Here is a 17,077-nt window from a genome sequence, read left to right as displayed (position 1 = left end):
TTGTGCATTACATCAGGATGACAGGAACGCAAATGAGCCCTAACTTTTCATTCCCATCGCAACACCAGGGTGCGGTTACTTTGTGAAGTTACCAACGTAAATGAGCGTTTGCGCTTTGCCATCAGCTGGCGTCTTGCTGCGTTCGCAAGGAACAAGGGGCTGCGCTCTTGCGGCAGGCACCTCGCGGCAGGCAAACGGCCTGCCAACGAGGCAGCGACGGGTGGGGGAGCGTGGCGCGGGCGCGCCGGCGGGGTCGCTAAGCTGTTCTTCGTTGGCAACGCGAAAGGAGCAACCTCATGAGCATCATCGTTTGGGTTATCATCGGCGGCTTGGCCGGCTGGGCGGGCGGCGCCCTCATGGGCCGCGAGGGCGGCCTGGTGAAGAACATCGTCACGGGCATCATCGGCGCGCTCATAGGCGGGTTCATCATGAGCTTCATCGGGGCCGAGGGCTTCACGGGCCTGAACTTCTGGTCGTTCTTCGTGGCGCTTCTGGGCTCGGTCGTGCTCATCGCCATCATGAACGCCCTCACCAAGCGCACCGCCTAGCGCAGCCTGCGCGAAACCCCTGCGAGGGCGCCCGCCAGGGCATGTCGGCGGGCGCCCTCGCTGCTCATCTGCCGTCCCGAGCGGAATCTTCGGGCGGTCCTTCCCGTGGGATGCGGGATGCGGGATGCAGGGCAGGCTTCGCCGGCAAGCTGCGACGAAAGTCGAAGCTTGCCAGCCCCCCAAAGGTCGCGGCTCCCGCGGGACATATTGCAGAAAAGGGAAGATACGGGCATATACAGACGCAGATATGCTTCAGGCGCTCTCCCATACGGGCATATAGTGGTGAAGGCAAGGGGCTGTTCGTACAATAGCGTCGAGCTTTGCCCGACCTGCTCAGACAAGGAGGAGCTTGTATGACTCGCGACGAATTCATGGCGCTCGAATCACCGGCGAAGGCCGATGCGCTGAACGCCCTCATGGATGCCGGCAAGACCGAAGACGAGGTCATGGCCGAGTTCGGGATCACGAAGAAGGACCTCATGAGGGCTCAGGTGTTCTACAACAAGACCGCCGGGAGGTTCAAGTCCAACGCAGTTGGAGGGTACTCCAACTTCCACAGCGACGTCACGGCCGATTCTGCGAAGTAGGGCTTCGCGCGGCACATCGGTCGGATGATACGATTCTCGCAAGGAGGCGGCTGCCGGCACGTCGGCAGCCGCCTCCTTTTCGCATGAGCCGCAGGCCGCGCACCCGGACGGCTCGCTGGGCCCGGGCGACTCGCCGCCCGCCGCCCGCCGCCCGGGCCACCCGCCGCCCGCGGCGCCCGCCTAAAACTTCAGCTTGTCCTCCGTGAGCTTCCACTCCAAGGGCGTCATCTTCACGGGGTTGAGCTCGGAATGCTGGCAGATGTCGGTGAGGTGCTCGACGAAGCTGTTGATCAGATCCGACGCCTGGTCGCAGACGAAGACGCGCTCCCGGTTGTCGAGCGCGACCTCGCGGGTGATTCCCGCGGCGGTCAGCTGGTGAATGGCCTCGCTCGTCGCCCCGTAGCTCTTCCCGATTATGCTGGCGGCATGCTTTATGGAGAGCTGCGGGGCTCCCAGCATCACGTTGATGAGCTTCTCGATGGCCGAGTTCGACGGGATGCGCAGGCCGCTCGACCTCCAAGCGGAGTGCAGGAGCTCCGCCGCGTCGAGGAACGAGTCGGTTATGTGCACCGAGTAGTAGGTGTTGCGCGCGTTGAACATGGCCCAGTCCTCCCGGTAGGATTCGTACGTCTCGCTCGTGGTCTCGCCGCGGGAGGAGATGCGCATCTTCGTGCGGTCCTCCCGGTTGGCCGACGCGCCCCAGCAGATCGGCGCTATGAGCCCGTTGGGGAACAGGCCGCGCTTGAACAGCGCGGAGAAGGCGAGGACGAGGCCGCAGAGGTTCGTCATGGCGTCGAACGGGGCGATGCGCTCGAAGATGTGGTTGATGGCCGACGCCTGCCCGAGGGGGGAGAACACCTCCTTGTTCATGAAGCTGCACAAGTCGTTGATCTCGGAGGGGATGGCCGAGGGGTCCGCTCCGCCCTTGTTCGGCAGAGGCGCGCTCCTGAATCCTCGGAAGTACCCGTCGTTCTCGAAGCCGCTCATGAGGTACTCGTGCAGGCGCAGGACCGTCTCGATGGTCACGGTGGTGTCGGCGCGGATGTTGTCCGAGATCCACTCGATGGTCTGCATGTAGTGCAGCGCCTCCACCGCGAGCTCGAGCTCGTCGTCAGACGGCTGGAAGCCGATGCATGCGTTCCAGTAGCACTTCCTCAGGTTGTTGCGGTCGCCCTTGCGCTTTGACAGCTGGAACGCGGCGAGAAGGGGGACGATCGGGATGTCAGCGTCCTTCGAGATGCGCATCGCGAAGACGGCGTCGATCGCGAGCAGGGCTTCCTTTATGTACCGGGCGAGTTCGTTGCGCGCAAGCCTGCTGTCAAGCCGAATGATCTCCGACTCCGCCTTGTAGAAAGCCGCCTGCGTCGACGCGGAGTAGTGATACGCGTCAAGGTATGTCATGCTGCTGCACCTCCCCCGGTGACCGTCTCCGCCATGAGACAATCACATGCACAAACCATCTATGTTATAAGGCTTCGGGCCGATAAAAGCGAGGAGATTTCAATATTGGCGGGGAACGGCGATTTCGCGAAAGCCCCAGGTTTCGGGGTCGCCCGGAAACAGAAACAAGCTTGCTGCCCGCTGCCGGCCTCCCAATAATAGGCTTGGGCGTGATATGTCGACAAAAGCGCGCATCTGACAACTGCATAGCGAGAGAGGGGGCATGATGTCCAGAGAGTCAATTGTTGAAGAGCTCGGCTCGCGACATGAGGGAGTTGAGTACTTCTACACGACGTGCCACAACAACGGGTGCTGGGACGCGACGTGCTTGATCAAGTGCGGCATCAAGGACGGGAAGGTCGTCTCCATCGAGCCGGACGACTCGGTCAACCCGGGCGTCGCCAGGGAGGACGACGACGAGAACGCCATCCAGACCGGCATGATCCAGGCGCGCGCCTGCCCGATGGGCCATGCGTGGCGCCAGGAGCTGTACTCTGAGAACCGCCTGCTCTACCCCATGAAGCGCGTGGGAAAGAAGGGCCCGGGGAAGGGCCGCTTCGAGCGCATCTCGTGGGACGAGGCGCTTGACACCATCGCCGACAAGATGAGGAAGATGGCCGAGGAGAACCCCGACCACCCGTGGCTCTACTACTGCTACTACGTGGCGTTCGAGAGCTCCGACTTCCCGTTCGCCTCGTACCTGAAGGGCACGATCACCGGCTGGGGCGACCACTCGACCTCGGGCGGCGCGGCGGCTGAGGACTTCCACCTCGGCGTGCGCCTCACGGACTGCCTCATCAAGGGCACGAGCGACGCCTATCCCGGCTTCGAGGCCCCCGACCTGCTCAACTCCAAGCTCGTCGTCCTCTGGGGCTTCGACCCCATGGTGAGCTGGTTCGGCCACGTGCCCTACTACATGAAGCTCGCCCAGGAGCGCGGCTGCAAGTTCATCCTCATCGACCCCGTCTACAACGTGAGCGCCGAGTGCCTGAACGCCCAGTGGATCCCCATCCGCCCGGGCACTGACACGGCCTTCGGGCTCGCGGTGGCCCACGTCCTCTACACCGAGGACCTCTACGATCACGAGTACGTGGAGAAGTGGGTTGAGCCGGAGGGCTTCGAGGAGTGGCGCAAGTACGTCGTCGGCGAAGTCGACGGCGTCGTCCACGACCCCGCGTGGGCCGAGCCCATCACGGGCATTCCCGCTGAGACCATCGCGGAGTTCGCTCGCTACTACGCCAGCATGAAGCCGGTGCACCTGCACCAGATGTACAGCGTCTCCAAGCGCAACCTGGGCGACTACGCCGCTGCCGTGGCCATGCTGCTCCAGGCCATGACGGGGAACCTCTCCATCGCCGGCGGGTGCGAGGGCGGCGGGGCCCTGCTCGTCACGCAGCCGCGCATCTTCGCGCCGGTCCCCCAGACGGGCCAGATCCTCGGCGACGTCGTGAACCCGATCACCAACAACAACAACAAGGTCACCGAGGTCATGTACTGCCAGAAGCTCTACGCTGCGGGCGAGATCACCGAGGAGGAGTTCCGCAGGCGCATCGGCTGCCCGCCGGGCAACCCGCTGCCCCACATCAAGATGGCCATCGTGCCCAACAACTACATCAACAACCAGCATCACGTGAGCAAGCGCATGGCCGGCTTCGCCGACCTGGAGTTCTCCTGGGGCTGGCAGTACTTCCACGACCAGCCGTCCATCGAGTTCCTCGACATCGTGCTGCCGTCGCCGGTTATCCAGTTCGAGTCCACTGACCTGCACTTCTTCGGGATCAACCGGTTCTGGGGCGCTCCCTCCGGCATGAACAACTACTTCCTGTTCGCCGGCAAGGGCGTGAACCCCCCCGGTGAGGTCCGCTCGAAGGACTGGGTCTGGATGGAGCTCGCGCGCAGGCTCGGCTTCGCCGACAAGTTCAACCCGAAGATGCTCGACGTCACGGATTGGCGCGATTGGGACGAGCAGGTCATCGAGCGCATCTACAAGCCCGCCTACGAGGAGTGGGCGAAGGACGAGTACGGCTATCTCGCGTACTATGACTACGAGCCGCCGACCTGGGAAGAGTTCCAGAAGATGCCCATCGTGCGCGTTCCCGGCGAGCCTGGCGAGTGGTTCTACCCCTTCAAGAACACCGTCGAGTTCGGCCGGTCCCCGTTCAAGACGCCCTCGGGCAAGATCGAGTTCGACAGCTCGTACGTCAAGGAGACCGACCTCACGAAGACGCGCTACGGCGGGCATTACGACTCGTTCCCGCGCTGGCAGCCGACCTACCAGGACGTCACGGCGAACGACAGCTACTACCATCCGTGGACGGAGTTCTTCCCGCTCTCGATGGTGACCCCGGTCTCCTCGTACCGCCAGCACTCCGCCAACGACCAGAACCCGTGGCTCAAGGGCGACTGCTACGAGCACATGATCAGGATGTCTCCCGCGGACGCAGCCGACCGCGGCATCAAGTCGGGCGACCGCGTGCTGGTCTACAACCAGTTCGGCGAGGTGGAGATCACCGCCTACGTCTCGTCGAAGCTGCTTCCCGGCACGGTTTCCATCGGCCATGGCGAGTGGTCGAAGTTCGACGACACCAGGAAGTCGAAGACGATGTGCTACGGCATTGACACGGCGGGCAACTGCAACCTCCTCATAGGGGACGCGCACCTTCCCCACATCGTGGGAGCGCTGCTGACGGCCGGCCTCGTCGAGGTCAGGAAAGTGGGTGATGAGCGATGACTCAGTACGGATTCTTCTTCGACCAGGGCCGTTGCTACGGCTGCAAGGCGTGCTCGGTTGCCTGCAAGGACTGGAACGACATCGGGCCGGGGCCTGAGAAGTGGATGAGCGTCTACATGTGGGAGACCGGCGCGTTCCCCAACGTCTCCATCGGCATGCTCGCGTTCAACTGCGGGCACTGCGACAACCCGGTGTGCGTCTCCGCATGCGAGCACTCCGCCATCTTCAAGGAGGAGAAGTACGGGGCGGTGCTGGTTGACCGCGACTTGTGCGAGGGCGACCGCAACTGCTTCGACGCGTGCCCGTATGGCGCGCCGAAGTTCGCGAGCGACGAGCCCGGCACCAAGATGAGCAAATGCACCATGTGCATCGACCGCCTCGAGAAGGGCAAGCTGCCCGAGTGCGTGGCGAGCTGCCCGATGCGCGCGCTCGACTTCGGGCCCGTTGACGAGCTCGTCGAGAAGTACGGCGACTGCCGCCAGATCGAGACCATGCCGTCTCCCGAGGCGACGTCTCCCAACTGGATCGCGAAGGCGAAGCCTCCCAAGGAGCAGCTCATCCCCTACGACGCCGAGAAGGCCGTTAAGCTCACGAAGCCGCGCAACGCCGCAGGCGACGTGTACTCGGACTACCAGAACCTGACCGACTTCGACGGCCAGGTCATCGCCCAGACTGAACTGCGCATGAAGAACGCCACGGTGGCCGAGGTCATGGCCAGGACCGCGAGCGACCAGGGCTAGATGCGCGCGTAGCGGGTACGGCGGGGATAGGGCCGCATGCGGGCCGTATCCCCGCATGGGGAGGAGGAGGTGTCAGGCGTGAAGCTTGAGTTTCAGCATGCGGGGATCTACTGTCGCGACATAGAGGAGTCGCTTGCGTTCTACGAGGACGTCCTCGGCTGCCGGCTGCTGTTTCGGGCGGATGCCATGGAGGGCGACAAGCCGCTCAAGATGGCTTGGGTCAAGGGCCTCGGCATGGCGTTCGAGCTGCTCGAGACGGAGGACAAGGCGAGCTGCGATGCGGCAGCCCAGGACAGCAACCACATCGCCCTGCGCGTGGACGACTTGGACGCGTTCGTCGCGCACCTCGAGGACAAGGGCGTCGTCGTGGAGGCCGGGCCGCTTGACCCGCCCTTGGAGTTCGACCGGCCGCTGGCCGAGGAGGATTCCGACCTGTTCGTGAAGCACGGCGATGCGGGCACGCAGTTGCGCATCATGTTCTTCCGCGGGCCGGGGGGCGAGCGCTTCGAGGTGCTCCAGGACAACATAGCGCCGCTGCCCTGACGCAGCTGTGGCGGCGACGTTGTGGCGGCGCTGACGCGGCTGTGGCGGCGCTGCTGCCGCGATGCCGCTGCCCTGGCGCGGTTGTGGCGATGCCGCTGCCGTGATGCTGTTGCCGTGATGCTATTGCCGCGATGAGTTCGGGATTATGTTTCGTGAGCGCGCTTCAAGAGAGCGTGCTCTAGGCAAGTGCGCTTCAAGCAATTGTGTACCAAGCAGTCGTGTACCAAACCATTACGTACCGAGCAATCGCATCGGTGCGGTCGAGCAAGTCAAGCAGTTTCTAAACTGAATAAGGAGGGGTATTCATGGGCGTTGCAAAGAAGTATCGCAACTGGGCGCTCATTGCCGTCGTCCTGCTGCTCTTTGGCACGGCGGTGGCTTCGTCGCAGTACAAGGTGCCTGTCATCATGACGGGCCTCATGGAGCAGTTCTCAATGGATGCCGGGAGCGCGTCGTGGCTGATGTCCATCTTCACGTTCGTCGGCATCATCCTGGCAATCCCCACGGGCGCGCTGGCCAAGAAGTACGGGCCCAAGGCGCTGCTGCTCGCCGCCGGCGGCATCCTGCTGGTCGGCTCGCTCGTCGGCGTCTTCGCGGCCGACGGCACGATGCTCATCGTCTCGCGGGCGATCGAGGGCGTCGCGTTCATCCTCGTGACCATCTGCGGCCCGCTTGCGGTGCAGAAGTACGTTGCTCCTGACAAGATCGGCTCCGCGACGGGCATCTGGGCCCTGTGGGTGTGCCTGGGTTCCGTGGTCGGAGGCATCGTGACGCCAACCGTCTCGGCGCTCTTCGGCTTCGTGGGCGTGTGGATGGTCTACGCCGTCTTCGCCGCCGTCTTCGCCGTGCTCGTCGCCGTCGTCGTGAGGTTTGCCGACGGGAGCGACGGGCCCGAGGCCCCGCAGGAGCAGGTGGCTCAGGAGAAGGCGAGCTACGCTGAGCTCCTCAAGCCGAACACGCTTCTGTTCTTCCTGGCGTTTCTGCTCTTCAACCTCGTGCTCCTCGCCATGCTCGGCTTCTCGCCGACTTGGATGCAGAGCCAGGGCATGGACGCCTCGCTCTCGGGCTTCCTGAGCACGCTTCCGATGCTTCTGGCCGTCATCTCGTCCCCGCTGTTCGGCACCTTGTCCGACAAGATGGGGCGCTGCAAGCCGCTTTACATCATCGGCATGCTCGCCATGGGTCCGAGCGCGTTTCTGCTGCTCACGGGCTCGGGCCCTGCGCTGTGGGTCGGCGCCGTCATCATGGGCCTGCTGGGGCTCGGCGTTCCGGTCATGGCGTTGACGTCGTTCGGCCAGGTTCTGGGCAAGCCGGAGCTCATGTCGATCGGCATGGGGTTCCTGATGCTCATCCAGAGCCTCGGTCAGTTCCTCGGCACCTTCCTGGCGCCGATCATCCTCGGCGCCAACCTGGACCAGTGGATGACGCTCGGCGTCGTCATGTGCGTCATCGGCTTTGCGGGCACGGCGTGCGTCGCGCTCTGCAAGTTCAAGTAGGCTGCAGCTCAGCGCTTCCGCTGTGCGGCTCGAGGTGACGCGAAAAGCGGCCGGAGGTTGGTATCCTCCGGCCGCTTTCGGGTGTGCGCGGGACAACGGGGACGGAACCTTTTGCCCTTGGCGCCGTGTGATGCGTGACGCGGTTGTAGCGCCGTGGAACGCGGCAGATGCGCCGTGTGGTGCGGCTGATGCGTCCCTTGGCGCCGTGTGATGCGGCCGATGCGCCTCTCTGCGTTGCATGATGCGGTTGACGTGCTGCTCTGCGTTGCGCGCTGTGGTCGGCGTGCTGCTCTGCGTTTCGTGATGCGGCCGACGCGCCTCTCGTCGTGTGGGAAAAGGCTCCGTTCCCGTTGCCCCGTTGTCCCGTTGTCCCGTTGTCCCGCGCGTTTGGCCTACAGGACGAGCGAGTCGTCCCTCATGCTGCAGGCCGTGACTTTCTCGATCTCGTCGAGTTGGTCGATCTCGTCACGTGCGTCGCGCGCCTCCTGCTTGATCTCGCGCTTCGCCTCGCGCTGCGCGTGCTTCAGGTCGCGCTCCGCCTCGCGTTCGGCATGCTTCGCCTCGCGTTCCTCCTCGCGCGCCTCGCGGGCGATCTCCTTGTGCTGCTCGTGCTCGGCGTGCTTCAGCTCGGCTTCGGCCTTCGCGTCCTTGGCCGCGTTCTTCGCGTCGTGCGCCATGTCTTCCACGGCGTTCCTTGCGTCATGCGCGGCGTCCTGCGCCGCCACCTTGGCGGCGTGGGCGGTGTCCTTGATGTTGTCGATGAGCGAGGTCATGCGTGCTTCCTTTCGGCTGGGTTCGGGTCGGGTTTGACTGGGTTGGGTTCGGCTGGGCTCGGCCGGGGTGCTCCCGGTTCGGTTGGATCATCCCACTTCGCTTGAGCTCGGCGGGGCTGTCCCCGGCTTCGCTCGGGCTAGTCCTGCGCGAGCGTCACGTGGGAGCGGCGGTCGGGCTTCTTCTCGTCGTCGGCGGGCGCGTGCTCGGCGTCCCACGCGGCCTTGTCGGCCACGTCCACCACGTTCACGGTGAGCTCGACCACCTCGAGGCCGGTCATGTCGTGCACCTGGCTCACGACCGTCTCCTTGATGGCGTCGAACACCTCGATGGCCGACCTGCCGTACTCCAGGATGATCGAGAGCTCGACGGTGGCCGTTCCGTCGTCGACGTCGGCGTCGACGCCCTTCTTGTCGGCGCTGCCGCCGAGTCCCTCTTGGATCATGGAGAACACGCTGCCCTTCATGTCGACGATGCCGTCGACTTTCTGGGCGGCCAGCGACGAGATCTTCTCGACCACGCCCTCGTCGATGGTGAGGGTGTACTTCGGCTCGCGCGCCGTGGGGCCGTCCTCGTCGGAGGTGAGCGAGGTCACGGCGTCGGAGATCTTGTCGGCGGCGGTTGCGGGCGAGGTGACGTGCAGCGTGGTGCCGTCGTCGGCCTTGCCGGCGGCGGGGCTGCCGGCGGTGTGGCTGCTAGCGGTGTGGCTGCCGCTGGTGGCGGGGCTGCTAGCGGTGGGGCTGCCGGCGAGGCTGCTAGCGGTGTGGCCGCCGCCGCTGCCGCCGGGGCCGCCGCCGCTAGCAGCGGCGTGCTTGTCGTGCTTGTCGCGGGTGGTGAAGGTGTCGGTCATAGGGAGCTCCTTTCCTGTGGTTTCTTTCCGAAGGAGGCGGCGATGCCGCGCGCCGCGTTGCGCATGCCCGCGTCGCCGTCGCGGTAGCGTCCGATGGCGAAGCCGACGGCGGCGAACAGCGCGACGAGCAATGTGGGCAGAAGCCCGATCCCGATGATCAAAAACGCCGCCGCAAGGCCGAGAAGGCCGTAGGCCACGGCGTGCTCGTGCCTGCTCAAAAACGGCCTTGCGGCAGCGCGCACGTCCTCGAGCACGCCGCGCGCGGAGCTGCCGGATGGCGGGGAGCCCTCGTGAGGCGCAGAGCCCCCAGGTGGCGCGGCCCCCCCATGCGGCGCAGAGCCGTGCCGTGCGCGGGCCGCGCGCTCGTCGGCTGCGGGGGAGTACGCTGCCTGCGACGCGGGGCTGCCGCGGCCGGCGCGGCCCGCAGGCTCGTCGGCTTCGCCGGGGCCGTCGCAGGGGTCGCCCGCGTCGAAGTCCTGGGCTGAGGAGTTGCCGGGCCCGAGGTCGCACGAGGTCGGCGTGGCGCGCCACACCTCGCCCGCCTTCGTCACGTAGGGCCTCGCGCCGGTTCCCCGCGTGCGTTCGGCACCGGTTTCCCGCTCGCGCTCGGCGGAGGAGCGCATCTTCACTCTTACGTTGGTGTTGGACATGGTTCACCTCCTAGGCGGTGGTCAGGGTCGTCATGCGCGCGGGGCGGGGCGCGGCGTGGTCGGCGCGCGCAGCCGTCGAGGCGTCGGACGTGCTGGTGAAGGTGATGTCGACGTTCTCGACGGGGTAGCCAGCCAACGCGCCCACGCTCTCAGCCACCTCGCGCTGCATCGCGGTTCCGAGCGAGGTCAGGCCCACGTTGGAGGAGGGGTCGACCTTCGCGCGGATGCGGATGCGCGGGTTGCGGCGCCCGCGGATGTCCACGCGCGTGCTCTTGCAGGTCATGCCGCGATGGCCCTCGATGGTGCGCGTGGCGGTGGAGCTGATGGCCTCCTTCGTGATCGCCACGCGCCCGCCCTCCTGCTCGAGGCTCAGCTGCGAGCCTCGGCCCGGCGTGGCGACGGCCGCGACGAGCATCGCGACCACGCCGAGGGCCGTGATGGCCAGGAGCACCAGCAGCGTCACGTCGAACCAGCCCATGCGGGCGAGCCAGATGGCGAAGGGGAGCAGCGGGTCCCAGGAGAACCACAGCGTCGCGAGCAATCCCGTGCCTACGCATGTGGCCAGCGCGAACACGATCATGGCCGCGCGGGTGATCTTTCGCATGGGTGCCACCTTTCTCTTCGTACGCGTCGAGCGGCGGGCGCGGGCGCAGCGCAGGCGCGGGCGCAGGCGCAGGTGCGAAGGCCGCCCGGCTGTCCGCGCCCGGCCCGCGGCCCGACGCGTGTCCTGAATGACACGCCCCACTCTAGGGCGCGTCGCGCGGTGCGAGAACCCTCTGTACCGCCCTGTTGAGAACGCGGGGCCGTCCCGTAGTCGGCCGCGGCAAACGTGGAGTGAGGGTGTGGGGGTGGTGACGTTTTGGTGTCGGTTGCGCGCGCGGCGCGCCTGGCATGGACAATGGAGGGTATGAGGCCACGTCAGCCAGCCGGCGAGCGGCTGAGGCTGCGGGCGCTGGTGCGCGCGTGGACAAGGTCGCAGGTGGTAGCCGGCATGCGGGTCGCCGGTGCCGCGGGTGCCTGGCGGCTGAGCGACTGAGGTTGCGGTCGCGGGCAGCTGGGCGGTTGGAATTGACGGTGCGAAGCGAGCGGAAGGGGTGAGCGCATGGCGGGCGCGGACAGGGGCAAGAAGGCGCAGGCGCTGAGGACGCTTTTCGACGACCTGTCGTTTGCGCAGGTGGGAGCCGGTGCGCTTGCGGCAGTGACCTCCATGCTGCTCTCGTCGCAGATCGGCATCGCGGGCTCGGTCATCGGCGTGGCGGTGGGCTCGGTGGTGTCGGCCGTGTCGTCGCAGGTCTACAAGAAGTTCCTCGCGGCCTCGGCGGAGAAGATCAAGGAGATCCCCGCGGCGGTCGGCGTGGTGCCGGGCATGACGTCAGCTGCGGTGATCGTGGACGCGAGCGCGTTGTCGCGCGCGAGCGAGGATGCGGATGCAACGGGCGTCGGAGCAGGCGCGACGGCGCATGCGGAAGCCGCTGGATCAGGCGCGACAATGCATGCGGAAGCCGCCGGTGCGGGCGGGGGCGCAAGCGTGCCGGGTGCAGGCGCCGGCGCCGGAGCAGGCGCGGAAGGCGAGCTCGCGGGCGCTGGAGCAGGCACGACGGAGCGTGCAGAAGTCACAGGCGCGGAAGGCGAGCACGCGGAGGGCGCGGAAGGCGAACGTGCGAAGAACGCGGAAGCGGCCTCGGCGGCGATCACCTCGCAGGGCTCCTCGCCCAGCAAGACCGACGTGCTCGGCCCGCTGAACGTCACGAGCGACGAGGCGCAGGTGACGCCCGCGGCTACGGTGGTCAAGGCGCGCATCGAGCGCGAGAACCGCAAGCGCCGCCGCATCCTCGCCGTCGCTGTGGCCTCCTCGTTTGCGGCGGTGCTGGTGAGCGCGGGCGCGGTGATGCTCGCGACGGGCGGCGAGGGCCTCGGCGCCAAGCCGCAACCCTTGCGGTCGCCTTCGCAAGCACAGCCTGCGGCATCCTCTGATGTCAGCAGTTCGAAGGAAGCGGCGCAGGATGGCGAAGGCGCGAAGGCGTCCTCGTCAAGTGCGAGCTCGGGCTCTTCGGCGCAGGAGTCCTCGGCGTCAAGCAGCGCCTCGAGCTCGGCAAGCTCATCGGCAGGCTCGTCGACAGCGAGCTCTGCCGGCGACGAGGGCCAGAAGCCCTCGTCAGGTGCGAGCTCCTCGGCTTCGAGCAGCGCGTCGAGCTCGGCGCACTCGGCGACCTCGTCGTCAGCTTCAACAGGTGCGCAGGCGAAGCCTCACAAGGCTCCCGCTGAGGGTGCATCAGGTCAGCCGTAGGCCAAGCAGCCCAGATGTCGCCATACATTGAGCCTTGCGGGAAGCTGAGGGCGCGGCAGGTTAGCCGTAGGTCAAGCGCCTGCCCTCGTTTTGGATCGCTCTCGTTTCCTAGGCGCGAGGAAGGGGAGGCCGCGCCCCTTCCCTTTGAGGTGAATGAGGGATGTGGCTGCAAAACCAGCGTTGTCGGTGGTTTGCACAAGCGAAATCGCCGATAACGCAGCTTTTCCATCCACTTGAGCCCCTCAAACTACCGACAACGGCCCTTTTCCATCCAGGATTCCTAAAGAGTGGCTGGAAAACTCGCGTTGTCGGTAATAGGGTGGCTGCAAAACTCGCGTTGTCGGTGACGGACTGGCTGCAAAAACGGTGTTGTCGGTGATGGCGGTGATAGCGGTGATGAAGCGGATGCGGAATCGGCTGCAGAACCGGCGTCATCGGTGATAGCAGTAACAGAGGCAATAAAGCGGCTGCAGAACCAGCGTTATCGGCAATCCTCACGCGAGCTTCGCCGCGAGGCGGCGGCCCTTCGAGCAGCGGGGCTTCGCAAGCGGGCAGTGCTTCGAGCAGCAGGGGCAGATGACAGGCGCCGCCTTCTGCTTCTTGTTGCCCTCCCTCGCGCTTTTGCCGCCCTTGCTGCCCTCCTTTGCGCTTTCGTCAGCACCCTTCTTCGTGCCCTTGCCGTCAACCTTCCCGCCCTTCTCCTTCGCTCCCTTCTGTGACTTCGCGTCTTTCTCAGCAGCCTTGCCGATGCTCTTCTTGCCGAGCTTCCCGTCGCTTTTCTTCGCCATGATGAGCCTTTCTCTCTTTTTCGGCCAGTCTACCAGCTGGGTGATCGTGAAAACTCACCAACGGCTAACTTTTGCTCTCATCACAAATACTACTAAATTAGTAACATATGAGATGGAAAGACGATTCGTGATGTATTCGCTTTATCGTGCAATTTCAGGCTGCTATACTGATGCGGAAAAGGAAGAGGGCGAGTGGGCGCGAGGATGTATGGATGAGCTTCAAGGAGGCGCGGCAAGCCTGCGCGGAACCATGGTCAGCGTGTGCAAAGACGCAGCAAGCCTGAGCGAAGGTGCAGCTGGTGCGTGCGAGAAAGCGGCCGGCGCTTGCGGAGGTACGGCCGGCGCGCGCGGAACCATGGCCGTCACGTGCGTTGGCGCACCTGACATGCGGGCGGCTGAGCGGGCGCTGCGGGACCATTTCGGCTACGCGGAGTTCCGGGCGGGGCAGCGCACGCTTGTGGAGGCGGTGCTCGCGGGGCGCGACGTGCTCGGCGTGATGCCCACGGGCGCGGGCAAGTCGGTGTGCTACCAGGTGCCGGGGGTGGTGATGGAGGGCGTCACGCTCGTCATCAGCCCGCTCGTGTCGCTCATGGGCGACCAGGTGCGCTCGCTGCTCGACGCGGGGGTGCGCGGCGCGTACCTCAACTCCACGCTCACGCCCGCGCAGCAGTCCACCGTCATGCGCCGCGCGCTCGAGGGCGCCTACGACGTCATGTACGTGGCGCCCGAGCGGCTGTCCGACCCGCGCTTCCGCGCGTTCGCCGCGAGCGCCGCCATCCCGCTTCTGGCGGTTGACGAGGCGCACTGCGTGTCCCAGTGGGGGCAGGACTTCCGCCCGTCGTACCTGGCCATCGGCGCGTTCATCGAGAGCCTGCCCGTCCGCCCCGCCGTGGCGGCGCTCACTGCCACCGCGACCGGCCGCGTGCGCGCCGACATCGTGCGCCTGCTCGGCCTGCGCGACCCGCTCGTCTTGGTCACGGGGTTCGACCGCCCGAACCTCTTCTTCGGTGTGGAGCGGCTCGAGCCCAAGCGCAAGCTCGCGCGCATCGCGGCGCACGCGCTGGCGAACCCGGCCGACGCGGGCATCGTGTACTGCTCCACGCGCAAGGACACCGAGCGCGTGTGCGACGCGCTCGTGGAGGCGGGCGTGGCGGCCGTGCGCTACCACGCGGGTCTCCCCGCCGCCGAGCGCGAGGCCAGCCAGCGCGCGTTCATCACCGACGACGCGGCCGTGATGGTGGCCACCAACGCGTTCGGCATGGGCATCGACAAGTCGAACGTGCGCTACGTCATCCACCACAACATGCCCGGCTCCATCGAGGCGTACTACCAGGAGGCCGGCCGCGCCGGGCGCGACGGCGAGCCCGCGCGCTGCCTTCTGCTCTGGAGCGACGGCGACGTGTCCACGTGCCGCTTCTTCATCGACCAGGAGTCGGGAAACGACGAGCTCACGCCCGAGGAGGCCGAGGCCGTGCGCGCCACGCGGCGCCGCATGCTCGAGGCCATGGTGGGCTACTGCTACACCACCTCCTGCCTGCGCGAGTACATCCTGCGCTACTTCGGGGAGAAGGAGCCCGCCGAGGCGGGTGCCGAAGGGGAGGCACGCGCAGGCGTGGCGGCGTCGGCCGCGGGTGGCGAAGGGGAGGCGCGCGCGGATGCGGCGGCAACGGGTGGCGAACCGGCGGGTAAGCTGGCGGCGGGCGTGGCGGTTGCTGGTGGGGAACCGGCGGGTGAGCTGGCGGCGGGCGGGCAGGACGCCGGGTCGCCGGCTGCCGCACAACATTTCTGCGGCAACTGCTCGAACTGCGACGGCGACTTCGAGGCCGTCGACGTCACGCTCGAGGCGCGCGCCGTCATGCGCTGCGTGCACGAGCTGCGCGGGCGCTTCGGCAAGGGCATGGTGGTCGACGTGCTGCGCGGCGCGGACACCGAGCGCATCCGCAGCCTGGGCCTCGACGGCGCGCGCACGTACGGCGCGCTCGACGCCTCGGCGGCGCTCGTCAAGGAGGTCATCGAGCTTCTGGCCGCGGGCGAGTACCTCGTCATCACGGAGGGCACCTACCCCACGGTGGGGCTGGGGCCGCGCGGGCGCGAGGCCGCGCGCGACGACTTCTCGCTCACCATGAAGAAGGCGCTGCGGCCCGCCGACCGCAGGCGCCGCGCGCGCGAGAGGTCGGCGGTCGCCGGCCCGGGCGCGCACGTCGGCACGGGCGTCGGGCGCGTCTTCGGCGCGGGGTCCTTCGGCGACGACGAGCTCTTCGAGCGCCTGCGCGCGCTGCGCAAGAGCCTGGCTGACGCCATGGGCAAGCCGCCCTACGTGGTGTTCTCCGATGCCGCCCTGCGCGACATGTGCGCCAAGCGCCCCGCGACCGACGAGGAGTTCCTCGAGGTGTCGGGCGTGGGCCTTGCCAAGCTCAAGCGCTACGGCGAGGACTTCCTCGCCGAGATCAGGGCGTTCGAGAAGGAGGGCTAGCAGCCGGGATCGGCGTCCGGGGCCGGCTCAGGCTGCTCGGAGTCGCAGCCGGGATCGGCGTTTGCAGTCGGCTCGGGTTGCGTGGATTCGCAGCTGGGGCTTGCCTCCGGGGCCGGCTCAGCCTGCGCGGGGTCGCGGTACGCCGCGAGAGCCTCCTCAAGGTGCGCCGCATAGGCTTCGGCCAGCTCGCGCGGCCCCTCCACGCGCACGAGGCCCCCGAACTGCGCGAGCCACCCGAACAGCGCCGGGCTCTGCATGACCGGTGCGCTCACGCGCGCCCATGCGCCGCCGTCCGCGCCTTCGCCTGCGTCGCGGGCGGGCGTGATGATGACGCCCTTGCCGAAGCGGTCGATGACGCCGCTTACGGCCCGCTCGTGCACGAGCAGCGTCATCGGCTGGCGCTTGCCGTGGTACATGCCGAACGCGCAGCTCAGGTACTCGCCCGCGTTGAAGGCGCGCGTGGCCTCGTTGCTCGTGGCGCGCTCGTCGAGGCAGATGAGCGAGCGCATGCGGTCGACGCGGTAGTGCGCGAAATCGGCGTGCTTCTCGTTGTAAACCACCAGGTAGTAGAAGTCGTTGCTGTAGATGAGCGCGACGGGCGTCTCGACGTACGCGTCGCCGCCGTGCTGCAGCTGCTCCTTCGCGTGCACGTCGTACTTGACGTAGTGGAAGGAGATCTTGCGGCGGGCGCGCAGCGCCTCCTGGATCACGTCGACGTTGCGGAAGACGCTCGCGTTCTGCGTCCTGACGCGCCCTTCGACGTGCACCTGTGAGGAGAGCGCCTTGGCGTCGTACTTCGAGGCGAGCGCCTTGATGGAGCGCATGAGCGAGGCCGCCTGCGTCTTCGTGAGGAAGCGGGACGACTGCACGGCGTCGGCCACGAGCAGTAGCTCGGCCTTCGAGAAGCGGCGCGTGGCCAGCGCGTACTCGACGGGCCGGCGCGGCAGGGTCACGATGTCGAAGCCGAAGGAGCGCAGCGCGTCGACGTCGCGGTAGATCGCCTTGCGCTCGGCGGTGATGCCGCGCTCCTGCAGGTACTCGAGGATCTGCGGCATGGTGAGCCCGTGGTCCTCGTCGGTTTCCCGGAAGAACATGCGCGCGAGGTGGAGCAGCTTGAGCTTCTGCGGCTCGGCGGGGCGCGGCGGCGCGGGCGCGGCGGCGTGCGCCGCGGGC

15 protein-coding genes are annotated in these 17,077 nt (G+C 66.8%); 8 read left to right on the top strand and 7 right to left on the bottom strand.

Annotation, left to right across the window (positions count from 1 at the left end; translation table 11 throughout):
• Positions 1–296 precede the first annotated feature (296 nt).
• A complete protein-coding gene (locus tag HRL41_RS02990) occupies positions 297–548 on the top strand; it encodes a GlsB/YeaQ/YmgE family stress response membrane protein (RefSeq protein WP_172135475.1) in 252 nt (83 codons plus the stop codon).
• A 353-nt stretch (positions 549–901) separates the two neighbouring features.
• The gene (locus HRL41_RS02985; protein ID WP_172135474.1) at positions 902–1,135 is read left to right on the top strand and encodes a hypothetical protein; all 234 of its coding nucleotides are present in this window, start codon (positions 902–904) and stop codon (positions 1,133–1,135) included.
• 180 nt (positions 1,136–1,315) lie between these two features.
• Here the strand turns inward: HRL41_RS02985 and HRL41_RS02980 are convergent, their stop codons facing one another.
• On the bottom strand, positions 1,316–2,536 hold the full coding sequence (locus tag HRL41_RS02980; protein WP_165170354.1) for a hypothetical protein: 1,221 nt from the start codon (positions 2,534–2,536) through the stop codon (positions 1,316–1,318).
• A gap of 262 nt (positions 2,537–2,798) precedes the next feature.
• Here HRL41_RS02980 and HRL41_RS02975 point away from each other — a divergent pair, with 262 nt between their 5' ends.
• From HRL41_RS02975 to HRL41_RS02960, 4 genes are all read left to right on the top strand, one after another.
• The gene (locus HRL41_RS02975) at positions 2,799–5,306 is read left to right on the top strand and encodes a molybdopterin-dependent oxidoreductase (RefSeq protein ID WP_253904668.1); all 2,508 of its coding nucleotides are present in this window, start codon (positions 2,799–2,801) and stop codon (positions 5,304–5,306) included.
• The gene (locus tag HRL41_RS02970) at positions 5,303–6,046 is read left to right on the top strand and encodes a 4Fe-4S dicluster domain-containing protein (protein ID WP_172135473.1); all 744 of its coding nucleotides are present in this window, start codon (positions 5,303–5,305) and stop codon (positions 6,044–6,046) included. The genes HRL41_RS02975 and HRL41_RS02970 overlap by 4 nt, the downstream gene beginning before the upstream one ends.
• A gap of 78 nt (positions 6,047–6,124) precedes the next feature.
• Positions 6,125–6,589 (top strand): VOC family protein, encoded by a 465-nt coding sequence (locus HRL41_RS02965; protein WP_172135472.1) that lies wholly within the window; start codon positions 6,125–6,127, stop codon positions 6,587–6,589.
• A gap of 305 nt (positions 6,590–6,894) precedes the next feature.
• Positions 6,895–8,085, top strand: coding sequence for a CynX/NimT family MFS transporter (locus tag HRL41_RS02960; RefSeq protein ID WP_172135471.1), 1,191 nt, complete (start codon positions 6,895–6,897; stop codon positions 8,083–8,085).
• Positions 8,086–8,477: 392 nt separating this feature from the next.
• Here the strand turns inward: HRL41_RS02960 and HRL41_RS02955 are convergent, their stop codons facing one another.
• The 4 genes from HRL41_RS02955 to amaP all read right to left on the bottom strand — a co-directional run bounded on the left by HRL41_RS02955 (position 8,478) and on the right by amaP (position 10,960).
• A complete protein-coding gene (locus tag HRL41_RS02955) occupies positions 8,478–8,858 on the bottom strand; it encodes a hypothetical protein (RefSeq protein ID WP_172135470.1) in 381 nt (126 codons plus the stop codon).
• 137 nt (positions 8,859–8,995) lie between these two features.
• The gene (locus tag HRL41_RS02950; protein ID WP_216662481.1) at positions 8,996–9,706 is read right to left on the bottom strand and encodes an Asp23/Gls24 family envelope stress response protein; all 711 of its coding nucleotides are present in this window, start codon (positions 9,704–9,706) and stop codon (positions 8,996–8,998) included.
• Complete coding sequence (locus tag HRL41_RS11930) at positions 9,703–10,356, bottom strand: DUF2273 domain-containing protein (RefSeq protein WP_216662480.1); 654 nt, start codon at positions 10,354–10,356, stop codon at positions 9,703–9,705. The genes HRL41_RS02950 and HRL41_RS11930 overlap by 4 nt, the downstream gene beginning before the upstream one ends.
• Positions 10,357–10,366: 10 nt before the next feature.
• A complete protein-coding gene (gene amaP / locus HRL41_RS02940) occupies positions 10,367–10,960 on the bottom strand; it encodes an alkaline shock response membrane anchor protein AmaP (RefSeq protein WP_172135469.1) in 594 nt (197 codons plus the stop codon).
• A 498-nt stretch (positions 10,961–11,458) separates the two neighbouring features.
• On the opposite strand from amaP, the gene HRL41_RS02935 reads away from it, so the two are divergent.
• Positions 11,459–12,643, top strand: a complete 1,185-nt coding sequence (locus HRL41_RS02935) for a hypothetical protein (RefSeq protein WP_172135467.1) — start codon at positions 11,459–11,461, stop codon at positions 12,641–12,643.
• Positions 12,644–13,137: 494 nt separating this feature from the next.
• On the opposite strand, the gene HRL41_RS02930 is transcribed toward HRL41_RS02935, so the two are convergent.
• On the bottom strand, positions 13,138–13,431 hold the full coding sequence (locus HRL41_RS02930) for a hypothetical protein (RefSeq protein WP_172135466.1): 294 nt from the start codon (positions 13,429–13,431) through the stop codon (positions 13,138–13,140).
• A gap of 385 nt (positions 13,432–13,816) precedes the next feature.
• Between HRL41_RS02930 and HRL41_RS02925 the strand changes: the two genes are divergently transcribed.
• Positions 13,817–15,904, top strand: coding sequence for a RecQ family ATP-dependent DNA helicase (locus HRL41_RS02925; protein WP_371808788.1), 2,088 nt, complete (start codon positions 13,817–13,819; stop codon positions 15,902–15,904).
• On the opposite strand, the gene HRL41_RS02920 is transcribed toward HRL41_RS02925, so the two are convergent.
• A complete protein-coding gene (locus HRL41_RS02920) occupies positions 15,901–16,998 on the bottom strand; it encodes a YafY family protein (RefSeq protein WP_172135506.1) in 1,098 nt (365 codons plus the stop codon). The two genes, HRL41_RS02925 and HRL41_RS02920, sit on opposite strands and share 4 nt — an antisense overlap.
• Positions 16,999–17,077 lie beyond the last annotated feature (79 nt).

This window comes from Adlercreutzia sp. ZJ473 (genome assembly GCF_013185065.1).
In the GTDB taxonomy this organism is placed as follows: Bacteria; Actinomycetota; Coriobacteriia; order Coriobacteriales; family Eggerthellaceae; genus CAAEEV01.
Note: the sequence above shows the minus strand (reverse complement) of the source record. Positions and strands in the feature narration are given on the sequence as shown.